This window comes from uncultured Dokdonia sp. (assembly GCF_947492815.1).
Taxonomy (GTDB): Bacteria; Bacteroidota; Bacteroidia; order Flavobacteriales; family Flavobacteriaceae; genus Dokdonia.
Genome location: NZ_CANLOB010000005.1, coordinates 1 through 19,458 on the forward strand (window position 1 = coordinate 1; position 19,458 = coordinate 19,458).

13 protein-coding genes are annotated in these 19,458 nt (G+C 35.0%); 7 read left to right on the plus strand and 6 right to left on the minus strand.

The features are described 5' to 3' along the window. From Q1A01_RS06865 to Q1A01_RS06875, 3 genes are all read left to right on the plus strand, one after another. Nucleotides 1–942: gliding motility-associated C-terminal domain-containing protein (locus tag Q1A01_RS06865; protein WP_299677978.1), on the plus strand; the 942-nt coding region annotated here is incomplete at its 5' end. Nucleotides 943–1,005: 63 nt separating this feature from the next. Then, nucleotides 1,006–1,968, plus strand: a complete 963-nt coding sequence (locus Q1A01_RS06870; protein WP_299677981.1) for a type IX secretion system membrane protein PorP/SprF — start codon at nt 1,006–1,008, stop codon at nt 1,966–1,968. A 33-nt stretch (nt 1,969–2,001) separates the two neighbouring features. Next, nucleotides 2,002–4,008, plus strand: coding sequence for an OmpA family protein (locus Q1A01_RS06875; protein ID WP_299677984.1), 2,007 nt, complete (start codon nt 2,002–2,004; stop codon nt 4,006–4,008). Between the two features lie 227 nt (nt 4,009–4,235). Here the strand turns inward: Q1A01_RS06875 and Q1A01_RS06880 are convergent, their stop codons facing one another. Both Q1A01_RS06880 and Q1A01_RS06885 read right to left on the minus strand, forming a co-directional pair. Beyond that, nucleotides 4,236–5,516 carry an amidohydrolase family protein gene (locus Q1A01_RS06880; protein ID WP_299677987.1) on the minus strand — a complete coding sequence of 427 codons (1,281 nt, stop codon included), beginning with the start codon at nt 5,514–5,516 and terminating at the stop codon, nt 4,236–4,238. A gap of 22 nt (nt 5,517–5,538) precedes the next feature. Then, the gene (locus Q1A01_RS06885) at nt 5,539–6,672 is read right to left on the minus strand and encodes a DegT/DnrJ/EryC1/StrS family aminotransferase (RefSeq protein ID WP_299677990.1); all 1,134 of its coding nucleotides are present in this window, start codon (nt 6,670–6,672) and stop codon (nt 5,539–5,541) included. 136 nt (nt 6,673–6,808) lie between these two features. Between Q1A01_RS06885 and Q1A01_RS06890 the strand changes: the two genes are divergently transcribed. From Q1A01_RS06890 to Q1A01_RS06905, 4 genes are all read left to right on the plus strand, one after another. After that, nucleotides 6,809–8,050 (plus strand): glycosyltransferase N-terminal domain-containing protein, encoded by a 1,242-nt coding sequence (locus Q1A01_RS06890; protein WP_299677993.1) that lies wholly within the window; start codon nt 6,809–6,811, stop codon nt 8,048–8,050. Beyond that, nucleotides 8,043–8,828, plus strand: coding sequence for a hypothetical protein (locus tag Q1A01_RS06895; protein ID WP_299677996.1), 786 nt, complete (start codon nt 8,043–8,045; stop codon nt 8,826–8,828). Before Q1A01_RS06890 ends, Q1A01_RS06895 begins: the two co-directional genes overlap by 8 nt. A gap of 259 nt (nt 8,829–9,087) precedes the next feature. Next, entirely contained in the window at nt 9,088–12,063 is a 2,976-nt protein-coding gene (locus Q1A01_RS06900) for a SusC/RagA family TonB-linked outer membrane protein (RefSeq protein WP_299677999.1), read from the plus strand. Between the two features lie 16 nt (nt 12,064–12,079). Continuing rightward, complete coding sequence (locus tag Q1A01_RS06905) at nt 12,080–13,387, plus strand: RagB/SusD family nutrient uptake outer membrane protein (RefSeq protein WP_299678002.1); 1,308 nt, start codon at nt 12,080–12,082, stop codon at nt 13,385–13,387. 105 nt (nt 13,388–13,492) lie between these two features. Here the strand turns inward: Q1A01_RS06905 and Q1A01_RS06910 are convergent, their stop codons facing one another. The 4 genes from Q1A01_RS06910 to Q1A01_RS06925 all read right to left on the minus strand — a co-directional run bounded on the left by Q1A01_RS06910 (nt 13,493) and on the right by Q1A01_RS06925 (nt 19,435). Continuing rightward, nucleotides 13,493–13,975, minus strand: coding sequence for a DUF4199 domain-containing protein (locus tag Q1A01_RS06910; RefSeq protein ID WP_299678005.1), 483 nt, complete (start codon nt 13,973–13,975; stop codon nt 13,493–13,495). 216 nt (nt 13,976–14,191) lie between these two features. Then, on the minus strand, nt 14,192–17,818 hold the full coding sequence (locus tag Q1A01_RS06915) for an efflux RND transporter permease subunit (RefSeq protein ID WP_299678008.1): 3,627 nt from the start codon (nt 17,816–17,818) through the stop codon (nt 14,192–14,194). 4 nt (nt 17,819–17,822) lie between these two features. Then, nucleotides 17,823–18,983, minus strand: a complete 1,161-nt coding sequence (locus tag Q1A01_RS06920; protein ID WP_299678011.1) for an efflux RND transporter periplasmic adaptor subunit — start codon at nt 18,981–18,983, stop codon at nt 17,823–17,825. Between the two features lie 89 nt (nt 18,984–19,072). Continuing rightward, a complete protein-coding gene (locus Q1A01_RS06925) occupies nt 19,073–19,435 on the minus strand; it encodes a four helix bundle protein (protein WP_299678013.1) in 363 nt (120 codons plus the stop codon). Nucleotides 19,436–19,458 lie beyond the last annotated feature (23 nt).

The window sequence follows — 19,458 nt, forward strand, 5'->3', positions numbered from 1 at the left end:
GACGATCCAGATACTCCAGCAGATCCAGATGGTAATATGACCGATCCATTAGATCCAGATACAGATGGCGATGGTGTTAATGATGCCGATGAAGCAAATGATGGAACGGATCCAAATGATCCTTGTGATTTTGAAATAGGTAGTCAAACATTACCAGCAGATGAAGGTTATAATGAAGCCGATTGTGATGGTGATGGTGTAACGAATGGTGATGAAATTGAAGATGGTACAGATCCAAATAACTTCTGTGACTTCGTTGTAGGTAGCCAAACTGTTGAAACTTCTGTCGAATTTGATACGGCCGATTGTGACGATGATGGTTTAACAAACGAAGAGGAGACTACAGGTGTAGATGATCCAATCACTATAGAAGATCCAGGTGGTAATATAACAGATCCATTAGATCCAGATACGGACGGAGACGGAGTAACTGATGGAGATGAAGCCAATGATGGAACGGATCCAAATGATCCTTGTAGCTTAGAAATAGGTAGTCAAACATTACCAACAGATGTAGAGTTTGATACAGCCGATTGTGATGGAGATGGTATTCCTAATGGTGAAGAATTAGGTGATGAAGATGATGACGGAATTCCAGACTTCTTAGAAGAAAATAATGGAGATCCTGATGCACAAGACGGACTTGAAGTCTTTGATATTGTGACACCAAATGGAGATGGACTTAATGATGTATTTGTTATTAGAGGCATAGAGCAATTCCCAAATAATACGGTGCGTATATACAACCGTTGGGGAGTACTAGTATTTGATACTAGAGGATATGGACAAAACGATAACTTCTTTAGAGGAGAATCTACAGGCCGTGTGACCATAGATCAAGATCGTTTACTGCCAGTGGGTACTTACTATTATGTGCTAGAATACACAAATAGTGAAGGAAGACTACAGCAATTAGCAGGACCATTATACATAAATAGATAACTAGATTAATTCATATCTGATAGACTAGTCACATACTAGTCTATCAGATTAAAATAAACACCTATGAGAAAAAGTTACAACGCCATCATAGCCATGGTAATAGTAGTTTTAGGTTTACAGACAGAAAATGCTGTAGCCCAGCAGGATGCGCAGTATACCCAGTATATGTATAATACACTGAGTATTAATCCAGCCTATGCAGGATCTAGAGGAGGACTAAGTATTTTAGGACTTCATCGAAGTCAATGGGTAGGTTTAGATGGTGCTCCCCGCACACAAACATTTTCTATTCATTCTCCAGTAGGACAATCAGAAAGAGTTGGATTGGGATTAAATATTGTTAATGATGAGATATTCATTACCAATGAAACCTATATAGATATTGATTTTAGTTATACAATTCCTACAAGTGATAGAGGTAAGTTAGCCTTTGGAATCAAAGGAGGCGCACACTTATTGGATGTCAATTATAGCGAGGCCAGTCCATTTCAAAATGGAGACCCTTTAGCGACAGCTCAAGATAATATTGATAATCGTTTTACACCACAAGTAGGAGTAGGTTTATTCTATTATACTGATAAGTACTATTTAGGCTTTAGTGCACCTAATTTATTACGTACTGAGCATTTTGATGATAGTAATAATAGTAATGATGCAAACGCTACCTATTTAGCGAGAGAACGAATCAACTATTACCTCACTTCGGGATATGTTTTTAATGTAACAGAAGATTTTAAGTTTAAACCTGCTGGACTCGTAAAATGGGTAGCAGGAGCACCGTTACAAGTAGATGTTACTGCAAATGCATTACTCTATGATAAATTAACATTGGGATTAGCGTATAGATGGAGTGCTTCAGTAAGTGCACTAGCAGGTTTTCAAATAACAGATGGTCTAATGCTAGGTCTTGCCTATGATAGAGAGACAACAGAATTACAACAATTTAATGATGGTAGTTATGAAATCTTTTTGCGATTTGAAGTCTTGAATAAACCAAAACGTCTCTTGTCACCGAGATTCTTTTAAGTTCACCTAAGTTAAACTAAAGTATAAGACACAATGATGTTTCAGATAAAAAAAGCAATACGTTATACGCTCATAACAACCCTTATTGTAGGGAGTGTTGGATGGTCTTATGGACAAGAGCAAGTAGATGAGGCAAAACAAGAAATAAAAGAAAAGAAAAATGGAAGTGTAAAAAAAGCAGAAAAACGATTTGATCAATATGCTTTTGTAGATGCCCGTGATTTATATTTGAGAATTGCAGATAAAGGAGACCGGTCTCCAGAAGTTCTTAAAAAATTAGGAGATTCCTATTACTTTACGAGTGAATATAGAGATGCTGTTACATGGTATGGACAATTAGTGAATACAGGAGGAGATCAAGTAACTCCAGAATATTATTTTCGATATGCACAATCATTAAAAAGTGTGCGACGCTATGAAGAAGCAGATCAAGTGATGAATCAATTTGAAGCTGCAAACGGAAATGACTCTAGAGGTAAAATGTTTGTCAAAGAGCGCGATTACCTTGCTGAAATTGAAAGGCAATCTGGACGATATGCCATAAAACCAATACAGGTAAATTCTGGCTTACAGGATTTTAGTCCTAGTTTTTATGGAGAGCGCCTTGTATTTTCTTCCAATCGTGAAAATAGTACAGGAACCTTAATACATGACTGGAATGATCAACCATTTTTAGATCTATATATAGTAGACAATCCTGAAACGGATGCTCCAACGATTAGCAAGTTAGAAGGAGATGTAAATACAAAGTACCACGAGAGTAGTACGGTATTTAATGATTTAGGAGATGTGATGTATTTCACACGTAACAATTATACAGCAAAGCGACTGAAACGAGATCAAGAAGGAACTAACAAATTAAAATTATATAAAAGCTTTCGCGAAAGCGGACAATGGAGTGTTGCAGAAGAATTACCATTTAATAGTAACGAATACTCTGTAGCGCATCCTGCATTAAGTCCAGATGGAAAGACCTTGTATTTTGCATCAGATATGCCAGGAACAAAGGGCTTGTCAGATATATGGCGAGTGTCTATTAATGCAGACGGTACGTATGGAACTCCAGAAAATTTAGGAGAAACAATCAATACAGAAGGAAGAGAAACATTTCCTTTTATAAGCAAAGATGGAAGATTGTTTTTTGCTACAGATGGACATATAGGATTAGGAGGACTAGATGTATTTGTTGCCCAGATAGAAGACAATGGTACTGTAGGCGACGCCTATAATGCTGGAAAACCTGTAAATAGTAGTTATGATGATTTTGGGTTGATTCTAGACAATGATAAAGGACTAGGATATTTTTCTTCAAATCGTGCTACAGGTCTAGGAAATGACGATATCTATGGGTTTACTAGAGAGAAAAAACTACTGACGAATTGTGGTCAAGTGATTAGTGGTATCACAAGAGATGTAAAAACAGATCAAGTACTACCTATGGCAAGAGTGCAGTTACGAGACAAACAAAATAATGTCATTACACAAACTACATCAGATGTACTAGGGAACTATAATTTTGATGGAATCAACTGTGATGACACCTATGTTGTGAGGGCAGAAAAAGAAAATTATGATCCTGCTGAAGCAATTATCACAACAGATGGAGAAGCAGGTAGAAATATAAAACGTGATCTATACTTAAAACCTCCAGTAGCTGTAAATGTAGGAGACGACTTAAATGAATTACTGGGATTAAAACCAATTTATTTTGATCTTGATAAATCTTTTATACGTCCAGATGCAGAGAGAGAACTCATAAAAGTAATCGCTTTTATGGAACAATTTCCAAATGCAAAAATAGACGTGAGAAGTCATACAGACAGTCGTGCAGACGATGCATATAATATTGCATTATCTCAACGCAGAAATACATCTACTATTGATTATATAGTAAATGTAGGTGGTATATCTAGAAGTAGATTAACAGGAAGAGGTTATGGAGAAACACAATTAACAAATAGATGTAGTAATGGTGTGCCATGCTCAGAAGGAGAACATCAATTAAATAGAAGAAGTGAATTTATAATATTAGCAAAATAAATAATAAAAAAATATAGAATAATACACCACACTTTACCCAACTTAAAAAGTGAGCTGATTTGGTGTTATTTATAAGAAATAAATAAAATCCCGCTGTACATAAAGAGTTGTGTTCTTTTGGATTGACTTAATCCAATGAAGGGTGAGCATAGCGAGAATTTCATTCATTCCTTTATTAGGGAACGGGAATAGATGAAATGATCTTTATCTGATGTGTAGTGGGTTTTTTATTTCTTATAAATAACACCATTTTTCATAACAAAAGAAACCGATGTCATTGTAGAAATATCTTTGGTAGGATTTCCATCTACAGCAATAATATCAGCTAGATATCCTTCTTTTAATTCTCCTAATTGACCCTGCATGTCTAATACTTTTGCATTAGTAATTGTGGCAGATTGAATAGAAAACATTTCAGACCAACCAGTTTCTACCATATAAATAAATTCTTTAGCATTTTCTCCATGAGGAAATACACCTGCATCCGTTCCAAAAGCAATATTTACACCTTCGTCAGCAACCATTTTCATCGTTTGACGAATGCCCGCATCTACCTTCATGATTTTAGGAATAATAATATCTGGATAATACCCAGGGATATCTGCTTGTTGTCTTACGTAGCGACCTGCAGATAATGTAGGGACAAGATACGTACCATATTGCTTCATTAGCATGGCAGTTTCTTTATCCATTAAAGATCCGTGCTCAATGGTAGTAACACCTCCTTTTATAGCACGCTGCATACCCTCGATTCCATGAGCATGAGCTGCAACACTCATTCCGTATTCTTTAGCAGTTTTTACAATTTCATTAATCTCTTCCTGTGTAAACTGAGGATTTACTCCATTTTTACTCACACTTAAAACACCTCCAGTAGCTGTGATTTTAATAACATCAGCGCCATTTTTATAACGCTGGCGTACTGCTTTACGAGCATCTGCAGGACTATTAATAACACCTTCTGCAGGCCCTGGGTCTCCCATCAACTCTTTCTTGTATCCGTTGGTAGGATCGGCATGACCTCCGGTAGTTCCTATAGCTTTTTCGGCAGTAAAAATACGAGGACCATCTACAGTCCCTTTATTGATAGCATTTCGTAAAGATACATTTACGCCACTTCCTCCTAAATCACGCACTGTAGTAAAACCAGCCATTAGGGTGCGCTTTGCAATCTCACCAGCTGTATAAGCGACATCAGCTTCGTTTTTTGTAAAAGGCTCAATATATCTCTTTGGACTTGTTTCACCTTCAATATGAACATGCATATCGATAAGCCCAGGCATCACTGTTTTAGAAGTAAGATCAACAACCGCTTGATTTTTCTTAGGCTGTGTATATCCTTTATCAATAGCAATGATTTTATTTCCTTGTACTGTAATAGTACGCTCCGTGAGAACAGTACCATTTTCAGTATCGATCAATTTACCACAATGTAATAACGTAGTTTCTTGTGCAAAAGAAATAGTGCTTATAAAAAGTGCCAATAGCAATAAAAAGATCTTTTTCATGGGTGATAGTTGTTTTAGTAAGTTATTTATTTACAAAATCGATGATAGTAGAAGTGATAAAAGCAATTTGCTCATCATCAAGTTCTGTATGCATAGGAAGCGAGATTACATCTTGAACTAATTGATTCGTAACTGTAAAATCAGCTTCGTTATAACGCTCATCCAAATACGCTTTTTGTTTGTGTAAAGGAATAGGATAATATACACCACAAGGAATCTGCTTTTCCTGTAAGTGAGCTACTAATGCATCACGGTCTGTATCTTTTAATCGTAAAGTATATTGATGAAATACATGACAGTCACAACTATCACATATCATAGGAGTAATGATTTTTTCCTCATTCATAAATGCAGCAGAGTATTTACGAGCAGCATCTCGACGAGCCGTGTTATAGGAATCTAGGTGTGGTAGTTTTGCACGTAAAACAGTTGCTTGAATAGAATCCAACCTACTATTTACACCTACTACATCGTGATGATAGCGCTTATACATCCCGTGATTTACGATACCTCGTATGGTATGAGCAAGATCAGCATCATTGGTAAAGATAGCACCACCATCTCCATAACACCCTAAATTTTTAGAAGGAAAAAAAGAAGTAGTACCTACATGTCCTATAGCTCCTGTTTTTACCTTTTTGCCATCACGTCCCGTATACGTTGCTCCAATACCTTGCGCATTATCTTCTATGACATATAAATCATGTTCTTTTGCAAGATCCATAATAGCATCCATATTAGCAGCCATTCCAAAAAGATGTACAGGAACAATTGCTTTTGTTTTGGGAGTAATTGCTTTTTTTATAGCCTCAATATCAATATTGAAATTAACAGGATCTACGTCTACAAGCACAGGCGTAAGATGTAATAGAGCAATCACCTCTACAGTAGCGGCAAATGTAAAATCAGCTGTGATTACCTCATCACCAGGTTGTAAACCAAGTCCCATCATAGCAATTTGTAATGCATCTGTTCCATTAGCACATGGGATCACATGATGAACACCTAAGTAATCTTCAAGTTCTTTTTGAAATGTATGTACTTCAGGACCATTTACAAAGGCACTAGATTCAATAACTTCTAGCACAGAGGCATCTACACGTTCTTTTATTTTCTGATATTGACCTTTAAGGTCAACCATTTGTATCTTCTTCATAGGTATGAAAGAGTTTTTACTCTTTAGAGTTAGGATAAGACTGATTGTGTTTTCAATTAAGAAAGTTGTAACGAAAATACAAAAACTAGTACCTTCCAACAATCTATTTTATGACAAAGCGCTATTTTAGCAGTGTATGCGTAGTCTCTATTCTAGTATAATATACATCTTACAAGCAATTTTGCCTGTATCTGGACTTTTTAGTGCCAAGATGAAGTTATTTGTAAAAGGTAGAAAAGATATTTTTTCAACACTAAGAAATCAACTAACAGACAAAGATCGTGTCATTTGGTTTCATGCCGCTTCTCTAGGAGAGTATGAGCAAGGTGTTCCGGTAATGGAAGAGTTATTAAAAAAGTATCCGCAATTTTCATTGGTAATTACGTTCTTCTCTCCCTCTGGTTATGAGATTAAGAAAAATAACGCTTTCGCGAAAGCGACCACCTATTTACCCCTTGATACCCCAACAAATGCCCGGTTATTTCTTGATGTAGTACATCCTGAACTAGTGTTTTTTATTAAATATGAATTTTGGCCGAATTATTTGACAGCTCTAAAAAAGCGAAATATAAAAACGGTGTTACTCTCTGGTGTTTTTAGAGAAAGCCAACCGTTTTTTAAATGGTATGGGAAATGGATGCTTAAAAGTTTTGAAGCTTTTGACCATTACTTTGTACAAGACAAAACATCAGCTATAGCAGCAAAAACATTAAACCTCCACCCAGTGACTATAAGTGGGGATACACGTTTTGATCGTGTTTCTCGTCAAATAGAAATGGATAATACCTTAAGTTTTATTTCAGCATTTAAAGCAAATCAACTTTGTGTAGTGTGTGGTAGTACATGGCCAGAAGATGATGAAGTGCTTACCACATTTATTAATAATCATCAAAGTGATACTAAATTTATTATTGCCCCTCATCAGATAAAACCAGAGAAAATAAAAGTATTACAAGAAAAACTTGAAGTGAAAACTGTTTTGTTTTCAGAAAAAGAAGGAAAAGCACTCTCTGAGTATAATGTCTTTATCATAGACACGATAGGTTTACTCACTAAAATATATAACTATGCAGATATTGCATATGTAGGCGGAGCGTTAGGAACAAAGGGATTACATAATATATTAGAGCCGGCAACTTTTGGAATTCCAATTATTATTGGAAATTATTTTGAGAAGTTCCCAGAAGCAAAAAGACTACAGCAACTTGCAGGATTATACACTATTTCAAATCAAAAAGAACTTGATGATATCTTACACAAGTTATTGATTGATCAAAAATTCAGATCTCAAACAGGAATGATTGCAGGTCACTTTATAAATAGCAATACAGGAGCTACCAGAACCGTTATGGAATATATATCGGGTTTATATGGGTAGATTATTTTTGAATGTATTGTGGGTTGTATTACTTACTGTTATTACACAGATAGGAGGAGTGATCTATATTATTGTTACACTTCTATACAGAAAAAAGACATTTAAAAAATGGAGTGTGTTTATAGTACTGTATCTTATTTGTACATATGCTATCGTTCCATATGTAGCACCTTTATTTGGGAGAGAAAAAATAAAGATAGATGATACTATTAAAATCCATATGTTTTTTACATCTCTGACAAATAGAAATTATGTCGTTCCAAAAGTTAATGAAGTACTTGCAAATATTTCAGAGAAGTTAACCAAAAAATATCCAGGAATAGAAATCCATTGTTTGGATGCTAATTTTCCATTTCTTAATGGATTTCCATTACCACCACATTTAAGTCATAAAGATGGGAAGAAGCTAGATATTTCTTTGCTTTATGAAGATCAAAAAGGAGTGCTAGTAAATGAGAAACCTTCAGTAAGTGGTTATGGAGCATTTGTTTATCCTACTAATGGAGAATATGATCAGATTTCAGTATGTAAAAGAAAAGGGTATTGGCAATATGATTTCCCTAAGTATCTTACATTAGGGACTGTATATCCAGAATTGAATTTCTCTGAAAAGGGAACAAAGACATTACTTCAACTTATTGCTCAAGAAGCATCTATTTCTAAAATTTTTATCGAACCACACTTAAGAGATAGAATGAATATAAACCATGTGAAAATTAGATACCATGGTTGTAAAGCAGTAAGGCATGATGATCATATTCATATTCAAGTTAGGTAACTTGAATATGAATATATAAATTTTTGATGCCTACTAAAATAAAAGCATATTACGCGTTTTTTGCACTTGATATACGGTTTTTGTGTAATTAGTTGATTTTCTTACTATTGAGTAATCCTGCTAACACTAGCGTTTATGGGGCTTATGCTTATTTTTAAATTACGAATTTTTTAATTTTTTAACGTTAATTTTGATATTTATTGATGATTTGATAAAATATTCGTTAGTTTTATTGAGATTAACAAAAAAATCAATCAATATGAAACAAAATTACAAAGGCGTTAAAATGACGCTGTTATTTTTGTTATTTCCCATCATTGCGTTTGCGCAAAGTGAAATAACTGGAACGGTACAAGACACAAATGGAGTACCAATACCATTTGCAAATGTCATTGAAATTGGAACTACAAATGGGGTCACGACTGACTTTGACGGAAAGTTTATCATCAGTGTAGCTAATCTTCCCACCACATTAGAATTCTCCATACTTGGATTTACAACCTTATCAAAAGAAATTACAGACACATCATCTGTACAGGTTACACTTTCAGAATCTGCCGAAGCTCTAGAAGAAGTGGTTGTTACAGGTCTTGCAACATCAATTAAACGATCCAATTCTGCAAATGCTGTCGCTACAGTCTCTGCAGAAGATTTAACGGGAAGAACCCCAGCGCAAACATTAGATGGGGCTTTAGCTGGTAAATTTGCAGGAGCACAAGTAACAAGAAGTTCTGGAGCACCAGGAGGAGGAATTGCTATAAAATTAAGAGGGGTTACTTCCATTAATGGAAACTCTCAGCCTCTTTATATTGTAGATGGAGTTTATGTAAATAATAACAGTGTATCTGGTGCAGGATTAAATTTTGTGTCTGGAGCTTCAGCTGGAGGAAATGCATCTTCCCAAGATAATCCTACTAATAGGATTGCAGATCTAAACCCAGACGATATTGCTAATATTGAAATATTAAAAGGAGCATCTGCAGCTGCTATTTATGGTTCTCGTGCGGCAGCGGGAGTTGTTATTATTACAACCAAAAAAGGAAAAAGAGGAGAAACTAAAATTTCTTTTTCTCAAGACATTGGTTTCAATAGAATATTAAATCCTTTAGGACAAAGAAATCTTACAGCAGATATAGCAGAAAATACATATGGAGAAGGAGCAGGTGCTCTTTTTACAACTGCTCAAGCAAATGGAACATTGGTAGATTTTGAAGATGAAATCTATGGAGAAGATGGATTCATAACAAATACAAGTGTTAATATTTCTGGAGGAGGTGAAAACACATTGTTTTATGCTGCTTTTTCAAATAATGAAGAAGACGGAATTGTTAGAAATACAGGCTATAATAGAAAATCTGTTCGATTTAATATCAATCATAACTTCTTAGATGGCAGAGCAAAAATTTCTGTAACGAGTAATTATGTAGATTCAAGGTCAGATAGAGGTTTTTTTAATAATGATAATACAGGAACTACCATAGGAGTTTCTTTAACATCTACACCTCCTTTTGCACAGTTATTTCCAGATGCAAATGGGAATTATCCAGATAACCCTTTTAGTGCTTCCAATGCACTTCAAACAAGAGATCTAGTAACAAATAGAGAAGATGTAAATAGGTTTATTACTGGAGCTACATTAGATTTTAATATATTTAAGAACACAAAATCAAGCTTAGATCTTCAAGTAAGAGCAGGGGTAGATTATTATAATCTTGTAAATACAGCTATTTTTCCAAAAGAATTACAATTCCAAAAACCATCTAACGGAGGTTTAAATGGAGTAAGTGCCTTGGGAACTACAGAAAATAAAGATGCAAACTATTCTGCATTTTTAATACATAAATACAATACTCAGAATGATTTGAGATTTACAACGCAAGCGGGTCTTACAAAGCAAACGTTTAGCAGAAACACCGTTAGAAGTATTGCTTCAGGTTTAATCGCTTCAGAGACAAATCTAGATCAAGCGGCAAACATTAATGTAACTCAATTTAGACAAGAACAAGAAGATACCGGATTTTTTGTTCAAGAAGAACTTAACTACCAAGACAAAATAATTGCAACTGTAGGAGTTAGAGGTGATAAGTCTAGTAATAATGGAGATGCCAATGAGTTATTTTATTACCCAAAAGCATCAGCTGCTGTAAATTTGCATCAATTTGATTTTTGGAGTGATGCTATTTTTATAAATAAATTAAAGATACGTTCTGCTTATGGAGAAGCTGGTAATTTTGCGCCTAACGGAGCGCTGTTTACGGCATATGTTAATTCATTAATTGGTGGCTTGCCTGGTATTGCAGTACCATTAACTTTAGGAGATTCTGAAATTTCTCCAGAGCGACAAAAAGAATTCGAAGTTGGTTTTGATGCTAGCTTCCTTGAGAATAGAGTAGGGTTAGAATTTACATACTACAATAAGAATGTAGATGATTTAATTTTACTAGCAAATAATGAATCGTCTTCTGGGTTTAGTAATAGATTTGCAAATGCAGGAAATTTAAAAAACTCAGGAGTTGAAATTGGTCTAAACGGATTAATTTTAGAAAAAGAAGACTTTGATTGGAATGCTAATTTGTTATTCTTTACTAATACATCAGAAATTACAAGACTTGATGTAGATCCTTTTAATCTAGGAGGTTTTGGACAAGGCTTAGGAACATTTAGAATAGAAGAAGGGAAAAGCGCTACCCAGATTGTAGGAACTAATGCAGACGGTGTATTAACAGTGCTTGGTGATGCAGAACCAGATTTTCAAATGACATTAAGTAATACGCTTCATTATAAAAATTTTGACTTGTCTTTCTTATGGCATTGGAAAAAAGGGGGAGACAATATTAATTTAACTACGCTATTAACAGACTTTGGAGGGACCAGTGCAGATTATGATGATACTGGCTTAGATCCTTCAGGACAAATGTCTAATGGAGACTTTAGAATTGCTTCTTTCTTTGGAGGAAATGCAACTCCTTTTATAGAGGATGCATCTTATTTGAGATTACGAGAAATAGGATTGTACTACAACTTACCTAACAAAGTGCTGGAGAATGTTTTTGCAGGGTATATTGCTAACTTTAAGGTTGGATTTTCTGGAAATAACTTAATTAATATTTTTGATTATAATAGTTATGATCCAGAAGTTTCAAATTTTGGATCAAATGGATTATCTACAGGTGTTGAGGTAACGCCGTTTCCTTCTTCAAAACGTTATTTGTTTCACGTAAAAGTTGACTTTTAATATTAAAAAGATAAAAATGAAAACATATAAAAATATAATAGTATTGATGTTATTTTCCTTCCTAGCATTTGCTTGTGAGGTAGAAGATGGAGAAAATTTAAATGGCCCCACAACAGATGCTGTTTCAGAAGATCTTTCTAGAGGCGAATTACAAGAAGCCATCGGAGGAGCATTATCAGATATGAGAGTTCGATTAGGAACGCAAGTAGATGCAATGTCTGTGGCAGGAAGAGAGTACTGGAGATTTCAAAGTTCAGATCCAAGATGGACAGCAGATTTACTGACAGGAACCTTAGATAATAATACATTTTATACAACAAATCCATATGCGGCTAGATACGCTGCGATAAAGGATATTAATATATTATTAGAAGGACTAGCAAATACAACAGCCGATTTTTCTGATCAAGAAATTGCAGCAATTAGAGGGTTTGCAAACACCATAAAAGCACACGAACTATTAATGGTATTGAATCATCAGTTCCAAAACGGAATTCGTATAGATGTAAATGATCCAGACAACTTAGGACCATTTGTAAATTATGATGATTCTTTAACAGCAATTTTTCAAATGCTAACAGAAGCCGTTTCTGATTTATCAAATGGAGGAGATGTATTCCCTTTTAGCATTCCGTCTGGATTTGCAATTGCAAGTACACCTGCTAGTTTTATTGAGTTTAATAATGCACTAGCAGCAAGAGTAGAAATTTATAGAGGTAATTTGTCATCAGCTAGTACATTACTTCAGAATTCATTTATGAACATGAATGGTGATTTGGATAATGGAGTATATTTTACATTTTCTCTTTCAGGAGCAGATTTAGCAAATCCATTATTTTTTGCGTTAAACTCTACAGGAGCAAATGCAAGAATTGCACATCCAACGTTTGTTGATGATGCTAGACCTAATGATACAAGGGTAAATAAAGCGGTGTTAAGAAATGAATCAATTACGCAGTCAGATCTTACGGGAACACACGATGTTTTTGTATATGGAAGTCAAGAGGCTTCTGCTGCGATTATTAGGAATGAAGAGCTATTGTTATTATTTGCAGAAGCAAATCATATTTCAAATCCAACAGCTGCTATTGAAGCACTAGATGTAATTCGTATAAATGCAGGATTAGGAGCATATTCAGGAGGTAATTCTCCTGCAGAGTTGGTAGATGAAATTATCTATAATAGAAGATATTCTTTATTTGCAGAAGGAGGACATAGATGGATAGATGTGAGAAGGTTTGGAATTTTAAATACCTTACCTATTGATAGAGCAGGAGATGCAATATTTGATCAATTCCCGATTCCTTTGACAGAAAACCAATAGTGATATACCAAACTAGGTAGAATTAGTTCCACTATGTAATGAGAAACTCCCGAAATAACTCGGGAGTTTCTTTTTTATGATGAGTAAGAAATAGTATTGTATTTTTCATTCCATTATTTCTTTCCCAATAAATTCGGTAGTCTTTTTTGGTTTTGTAAGATTCCAACTAGGTTTGAAAAGTTGCATAAATGAGAGTGTAAGTACTGCTGTAGTGGCAAATCCACAAATGGCTACTGTAAATAAAATGATTCCTAAACTGCTAGATTTTCCCCAAGGTCCCATAAAATTATCTATAAATGTGGGATTGATGTTTCCTGCATAAATCCCAAAGAATATAGTAAATAACAATGTGCCAAGAAATCCAGTAACAATGCCAGTTGTAAAACCATCGGCATAGGTAAACGCATCATTTTTCCTCAGTTTATATCCTTTGATAGCTTCATAAACTCCAAAGGCTGTAATCACACCATTAAATAAACTAAATAGTGGATTTGTATGCCATCCAAAGAGAGAAATGATTAGAAAATAACTAATAAGCAAACCACTTAAAGCGATTGCATAACGTACGGGTAGTGCAAATTTTAACATCGTAATATCTTTTTGGTTCTCTTTAATTTACGGAAAATCAATCAAATATGTCTTCTGTGTGATGTTAAAACTCTATACGCTGAAGTGTATACTGAGCTTGCCGAAGTGCGAAAGCGTACTAAAAAAGACTTGAAATCAGTACTAAACGTAGTTCTTGTAAAAACAAAAACGCCAGTATCATACTGGCGTTTTTTAAAGGGAATAAATAGGGGGTGCTTATTCACCTTCGGGGATTGGATAATCAAAAGATTCATTATCCAATATATCAGTATCTAATGCGTTAGCAAGTTCTTCATCATCTGTTATTGTCGTAGCTTCTTGATGTGCATCTGTGGCGGCAGCTCCTCTAAAATATAGTTTAATGCGGTATACTATATAGTAGAGTAGTGGTACAATAATAAGTGTTAGAAACGTAGCGATAATAAGACCATAAATTACGGTCCAAGCCAGAGGACCCCAGAAAATTACATTATCTCCTCCTACGTAAATTCCAGCATCAAAATCTTGAAATAATCCAAAGAAGTCAATGTTTATTCCAATAGCTAATGGTATTAATCCTAATACAGTTGTAATCGCTGTAAGTAATACAGGACGTAAACGTGCACGACCACCTTCTACAATAAGTTGTTTTGTCGTCTCCTTATCCAGCATTTGTTTTCCTTCAAGATCTCTTTCTACTTCTTTACGATCTATCAATAACTGAGTGTAATCGAGAAGTACCACACCATTATTTACTACAATTCCGGCAAGGGAAATAATCCCCATCATCGTCATGATAATCACAAAAGAAGATCCACTAATAATAATACCTCCAAAAACACCAATGAAGCTAAGAAAGATAGCAATCATAATGATGATTGGTTTTGATATAGAACTAAACTGAAAGATGAGTAAGAAAAAGATTAATCCTAAACCTCCAAAGAAGGCACTCATTAAGAATGACATTTCTTTTTGTTGCTCTTCTATCTGACCTGTATAAAAGACTTCTACATTTTCAGGCATTTCATCATCAAAATTATTCATTTCTTGCTTGATGCTATTTACAACCACTCCTGCATCTGTGTATCCTGCAGCAAGATTAGAGTATACAGTTACAACTCGTTTAGAATCACGATGTTTAATAGCACTAAATGATGAGGTGTTTTTTGTAGTAGTTACTGCTGAGACAGGGATTTCTTTAATCTGTCCGCTAGCTTGATCTCTGAAAATAATATTCTGATTGAATAAGGCAGAGTTGTTATAGCGTTGATCTTCTTTAAAACGAACATAGATATCATAATCTTCTCCATCTTTTTTATACACTCCTGCTTTATCTCCAAAAATAGCACGACGTAATTGCATACCTACTTGGCCTACCGCAACCCCTAGTTCTCCAGCCTTTTCTCGATCTACGATTACTTCTGTACCTGGTTTTCCTCTATTTACATTAATTTTCAATTCATCTACTCCAGGAACATTACGCGAATTTATATAGTTTCGCATTTTTTCTGCAGCTACGATAAGTTCTCCATAATCATCACCTTGTAACTCTAAGTTAATAGGATATCCTTGCGGAGGTCCAGCAGCATCTTTCTCTACAGTAATCACAACGCCTGGGTAAATACCTTTTAAAGCATCTTGTACTTTAAATCGTAACTCTTCACTATCGGCACCATTACGAAATTTATATTCACGCATGGTTGCAGTAATCTTTGAACGATGCGGCATCTCTGCTGCACTTCCTCCATCTGTTTGAGGGTTTCCAGCGCCTTCTCCTACCTGAGAAACAGAGGTCTCTACTAAAGCGTTATAATCCTCGCCCTCTAGATATTCTTGATCATTAAAGACTTTAAAAATACGACGCTCTATTTCTTTAGTAATCGCATTTGTCTTTTTGATATCTGTTCCTTCTGGATATTCTATATAGGTAATAATCTGATTTGGTTTATTGTCTGGGAAGAATTCAATGGCTGTGCGTCCTTGGCTTGCAGATACAATAAAACCAATGATCGTAAAAATAAGGATGAAAAATATTCCTACAGTAAACCCTATAGGTTTCCAACCCCGTAACGCCCAACCTAAGAAGTTACGGTATTTGTTTTCTAACCAAGTTAGGAAACGACGTTGAAAAACTTGAGTAGCGTTATGGAGTACATATTTATACACCCACATTAATAGAATAGTCACTAATATCAATGATCCAAAACCTCTTATAGCGCCTCCAAGAAAAAGAATCATAAGCCCTATAGGTAACATGATAAGAGAGATGCGAATAAGAAGTTTTAATGTAAGTGGTTTCTCATCTGTTTTCATAAACTGAGATACCAGCATCGAGTTAATAAAAATAGCAACAAATAATGATGATCCTAATACAACCGAAAGTGTAATGGGGAAGTAAATCATAAATTGCCCCATAAGACCAGGCCATAGCCCAAGTGGTACAAATGCTGCAACCGTAGTAAGCGTGGAAATAATGATTGGAAATGCAATTTCACCTATTCCTTTTTTGGCAGCTTCAATACGACCCATCCCTTCTTCATCCATAAGGCGGTATACATTTTCTACCACCACAATTCCATTATCTACCAGCATCCCTAACCCCATAATTAAGGCAAATAAGATCATGGTATTCATCGTATACCCCATCAAGTTTAGAATCATAAAACTCATAAACATTGACATAGGTATTGCAAATCCTACAAAAAGGGCATTTTTAAATCCTAAGAAGAACATAAGAACGCCTACTACGAGTATAATCCCGAAAATGATATTGTTTACAAGGTCATTTACTTGGTTTTCTGTTTTTGCACTTTGATCATTTGCTGTTGTGATTTTTACATCAGGAGGAAATACTTCTGTTTCAGCTTTTTCTATGATCTCTGTAATCTGTTCTACAGCGGCAATCATATTTTTTCCAGAACGTTTCTTTACATCTAGCATCACCACGCTTTCACTTACCTCTCCATCATTTACAGATTCTCCTTTTTCTAAAGTGAGGTCACGTGCATAGGTTGTTTTGTCTTCTTCTGTAAAAGTAACAGTAGCAATATCTCTTAAGTAAACAGCTCCATTTTCAGATTTTACAACAAAATTCTCTAGCTGTTCTGGCGTATCTATTTCACCTAGGATACGAATATTACGACGTTGCCCACTAGAAATTAAGTTTCCTGCAGAAAGCGTCATGTTTCCGTTGCTGATGGCTCCTAATACGTTGTCAAAATTAACTTTAGCAGCCATCATTTTGTAGATGTCTACAGCAACTTCAACTTCTCGTTCTTGTGCCCCACGGATGGTAGCCTCTTTTATTTCTTTAAGACTTTCTATTTCATCTTGAAGATACTCTGCATACTCTTTAAGCTTATCTACTGGGTAATCTCCAGAGATATTTACATTTAGTATAGGTGTTTCTTCAGAAATACTTAAATCAAAAACATTCGGTTCTACTTTTGCTCCATTAAAGGTAGGCCAATCCTCATTTGCTGTTTCTGAATCTACTTCGTCTTTTACTTTTTGTTTGGCGGCTTGTACATCCATTTTGTAGTCAAACTCTACCGTAATAATAGCATAATCTTCCTGAGATGTAGACAACACTTCTTCTACACCAGATAGGTTTTGTAGTTTGTCTTCTAATGGATCTACAATAAGACGTTCTATATCTTCTGCAGTATTTCCGGGATAAGGAACGGAGACATAAATCTTAGTCTCATTAATTTCAGGGAAATTTTCCCTTGCCATCCCTAAATATGCGCTCATCCCTAAAATTAGAAACAGTGCCATTAATACATAGATAATTGTCGGATTGTCTATAGCCCAGCTAGAGATGCCGAACTCTTTATTTACATTCTTTTTTTTCTTTGCACTCATGGTCTTAGTATGTTAAGATTCGTACTTCTTGATTATCTTTTACAGAACGTGCACCCTCTACTATAATAAGATCGCCACTTTTAAGCCCTGAAAGCACTTCTATTTTATCACCTTGAGACTTACCAGTTTCTATAATTTGTTGTTTAGCGACAATGGTGTTTGTGTCCGCTTTCGCGAAAGCGGTATAGACATACTGTTTTCCTTCTGCATTTTCATTAATAACATTTAAAGGGATAAGAATTGCATTGTCTACTGTATAATCATTAATAGATAGTCTAGCCGTAAGATTTGGCTTGATGTTTCCTTTCTTGTTAGGTACAGCAACTTCTATCGGAAAACTCCTGTTAGATGGATTAATGTAATCCCCTGCTTGTCTAATGGTGGCTTTTATAGTTTCATTAAGTACGGGGAAGAATACACTCACATCTTTTCCTTTACGAACTGTTGTAAGGTAGGTCTCAGGAACCTCTGCGGTTACATACATATTATTTAAGTTTACAATTCTAAATAATGCCATGCCTGGAGAAACTACCGTTCCTTGTTCTGTAATAACATCATCTACAATACCTGAGAAAGGTGCTTTTACAACAGTTCTGCTTAACTGACTTTTCATCTGTTTTACCATGTCTTGAGCAGATTCGTATTGCGTTTTTGCTTGTAAGTATTGAATTTCAGATCCTATTTTTTGATTCCAAAGGCGTTCTTGTCTTTCAAAAGTGGTTTTTGCAAGTGCCGCTTGTGTCTCTAGTTGTGCAACTTGATTACTGATACCTCCATCGTCTATACGACCAAGAATTTGACCTTTAGAAACGCGTTGCCCTTCTTTAACATTTACACGTAATAATGTTCCTTGATATTCAGGGTATACAAGTACATTTTGTTTTGTTTCAACATTACCTTGAATCTCAACATAATGGTTAAATAAGGTGTCTTTTACAGTCATTGTAGTCACAAGAACTCCTTCTTTAGGATCTTTCTCTGCTATTGCTTTTTCTATGAGTTCAAGCTCTGTTGCTATAGTTGCTGCTTGTGTGCTTAACTCTGCTTTCTTAGTTTTTAAAACTTCTATATTTCCAGCTTCTATAATAGCTTCTATAGATTGTGGCTTATCTCCACCACAGGAAGCTAATATGAGTACTATAATTAGCAAAAATGTTTGTTTCATGATTAGGTTGGATTTATTGTGAGAGATATCAAATTGTCGATATGTCGATGTGTCGATATGTTGATGTTTAGCAGTGGTTATTTTCATAGTTAGTTTTTTAATTGAGATTTTCTAAGCCCATCAAGCATAGCTGTAACCTCAGTTATTTGAGTTCTTATTATAGTATAATCTTCATTTTTTAGAAAACCTAAATCATTAGATATGATACTTTGATTTAATAATTCAAGTGTAGATCCATAAGCTATTTCTGTAAACCTAGCTTGATCTTTATTCGTATGTCTTCCTGTCCCTTCTGAAATATTTGATGCTATTGAAATAGCACACCTTCTCATCTGACTTGTAAGACCAAATTTTTCTTCGGCTGGAAAATGACTTGTAAGTTTATATACAAACACAGAAAGTGCTCTTGACTTTTGCCAAACATTTAATTTTTCAAAACCAAATATTTTCATTTTTTATTTATTTTTTTAAATAT

Bases quoted from the DNA above. Each gene is read 5' to 3' on its own strand.
- Q1A01_RS06895 (WP_299677996.1), top strand. From the start codon at position 8,043: ATGGGTAGATTATTTTTGAATGTATTGTGGGTTGTATTACTTACTGTT.
- Q1A01_RS06890 (WP_299677993.1), top strand. From the start codon at position 6,809: ATGCGTAGTCTCTATTCTAGTATAATATACATCTTACAAGCAATTTTG.
- Q1A01_RS06925 (WP_299678013.1), bottom strand. From the start codon at position 19,435: ATGAAAATATTTGGTTTTGAAAAATTAAATGTTTGGCAAAAGTCAAGA.
- Q1A01_RS06915 (WP_299678008.1), bottom strand. From the start codon at position 17,818: ATGAGTGCAAAGAAAAAAAAGAATGTAAATAAAGAGTTCGGCATCTCT.
- Q1A01_RS06920 (WP_299678011.1), bottom strand. From the start codon at position 18,983: ATGAAACAAACATTTTTGCTAATTATAGTACTCATATTAGCTTCCTGT.
- Q1A01_RS06870 (WP_299677981.1), top strand. From the start codon at position 1,006: ATGAGAAAAAGTTACAACGCCATCATAGCCATGGTAATAGTAGTTTTA.
- Q1A01_RS06875 (WP_299677984.1), top strand. From the start codon at position 2,002: ATGATGTTTCAGATAAAAAAAGCAATACGTTATACGCTCATAACAACC.
- Q1A01_RS06905 (WP_299678002.1), top strand. From the start codon at position 12,080: ATGAAAACATATAAAAATATAATAGTATTGATGTTATTTTCCTTCCTA.
- Q1A01_RS06880 (WP_299677987.1), bottom strand. From the start codon at position 5,516: ATGAAAAAGATCTTTTTATTGCTATTGGCACTTTTTATAAGCACTATT.
- Q1A01_RS06900 (WP_299677999.1), top strand. From the start codon at position 9,088: ATGAAACAAAATTACAAAGGCGTTAAAATGACGCTGTTATTTTTGTTA.
- Q1A01_RS06910 (WP_299678005.1), bottom strand. From the start codon at position 13,975: ATGTTAAAATTTGCACTACCCGTACGTTATGCAATCGCTTTAAGTGGT.
- Q1A01_RS06885 (WP_299677990.1), bottom strand. From the start codon at position 6,672: ATGAAGAAGATACAAATGGTTGACCTTAAAGGTCAATATCAGAAAATA.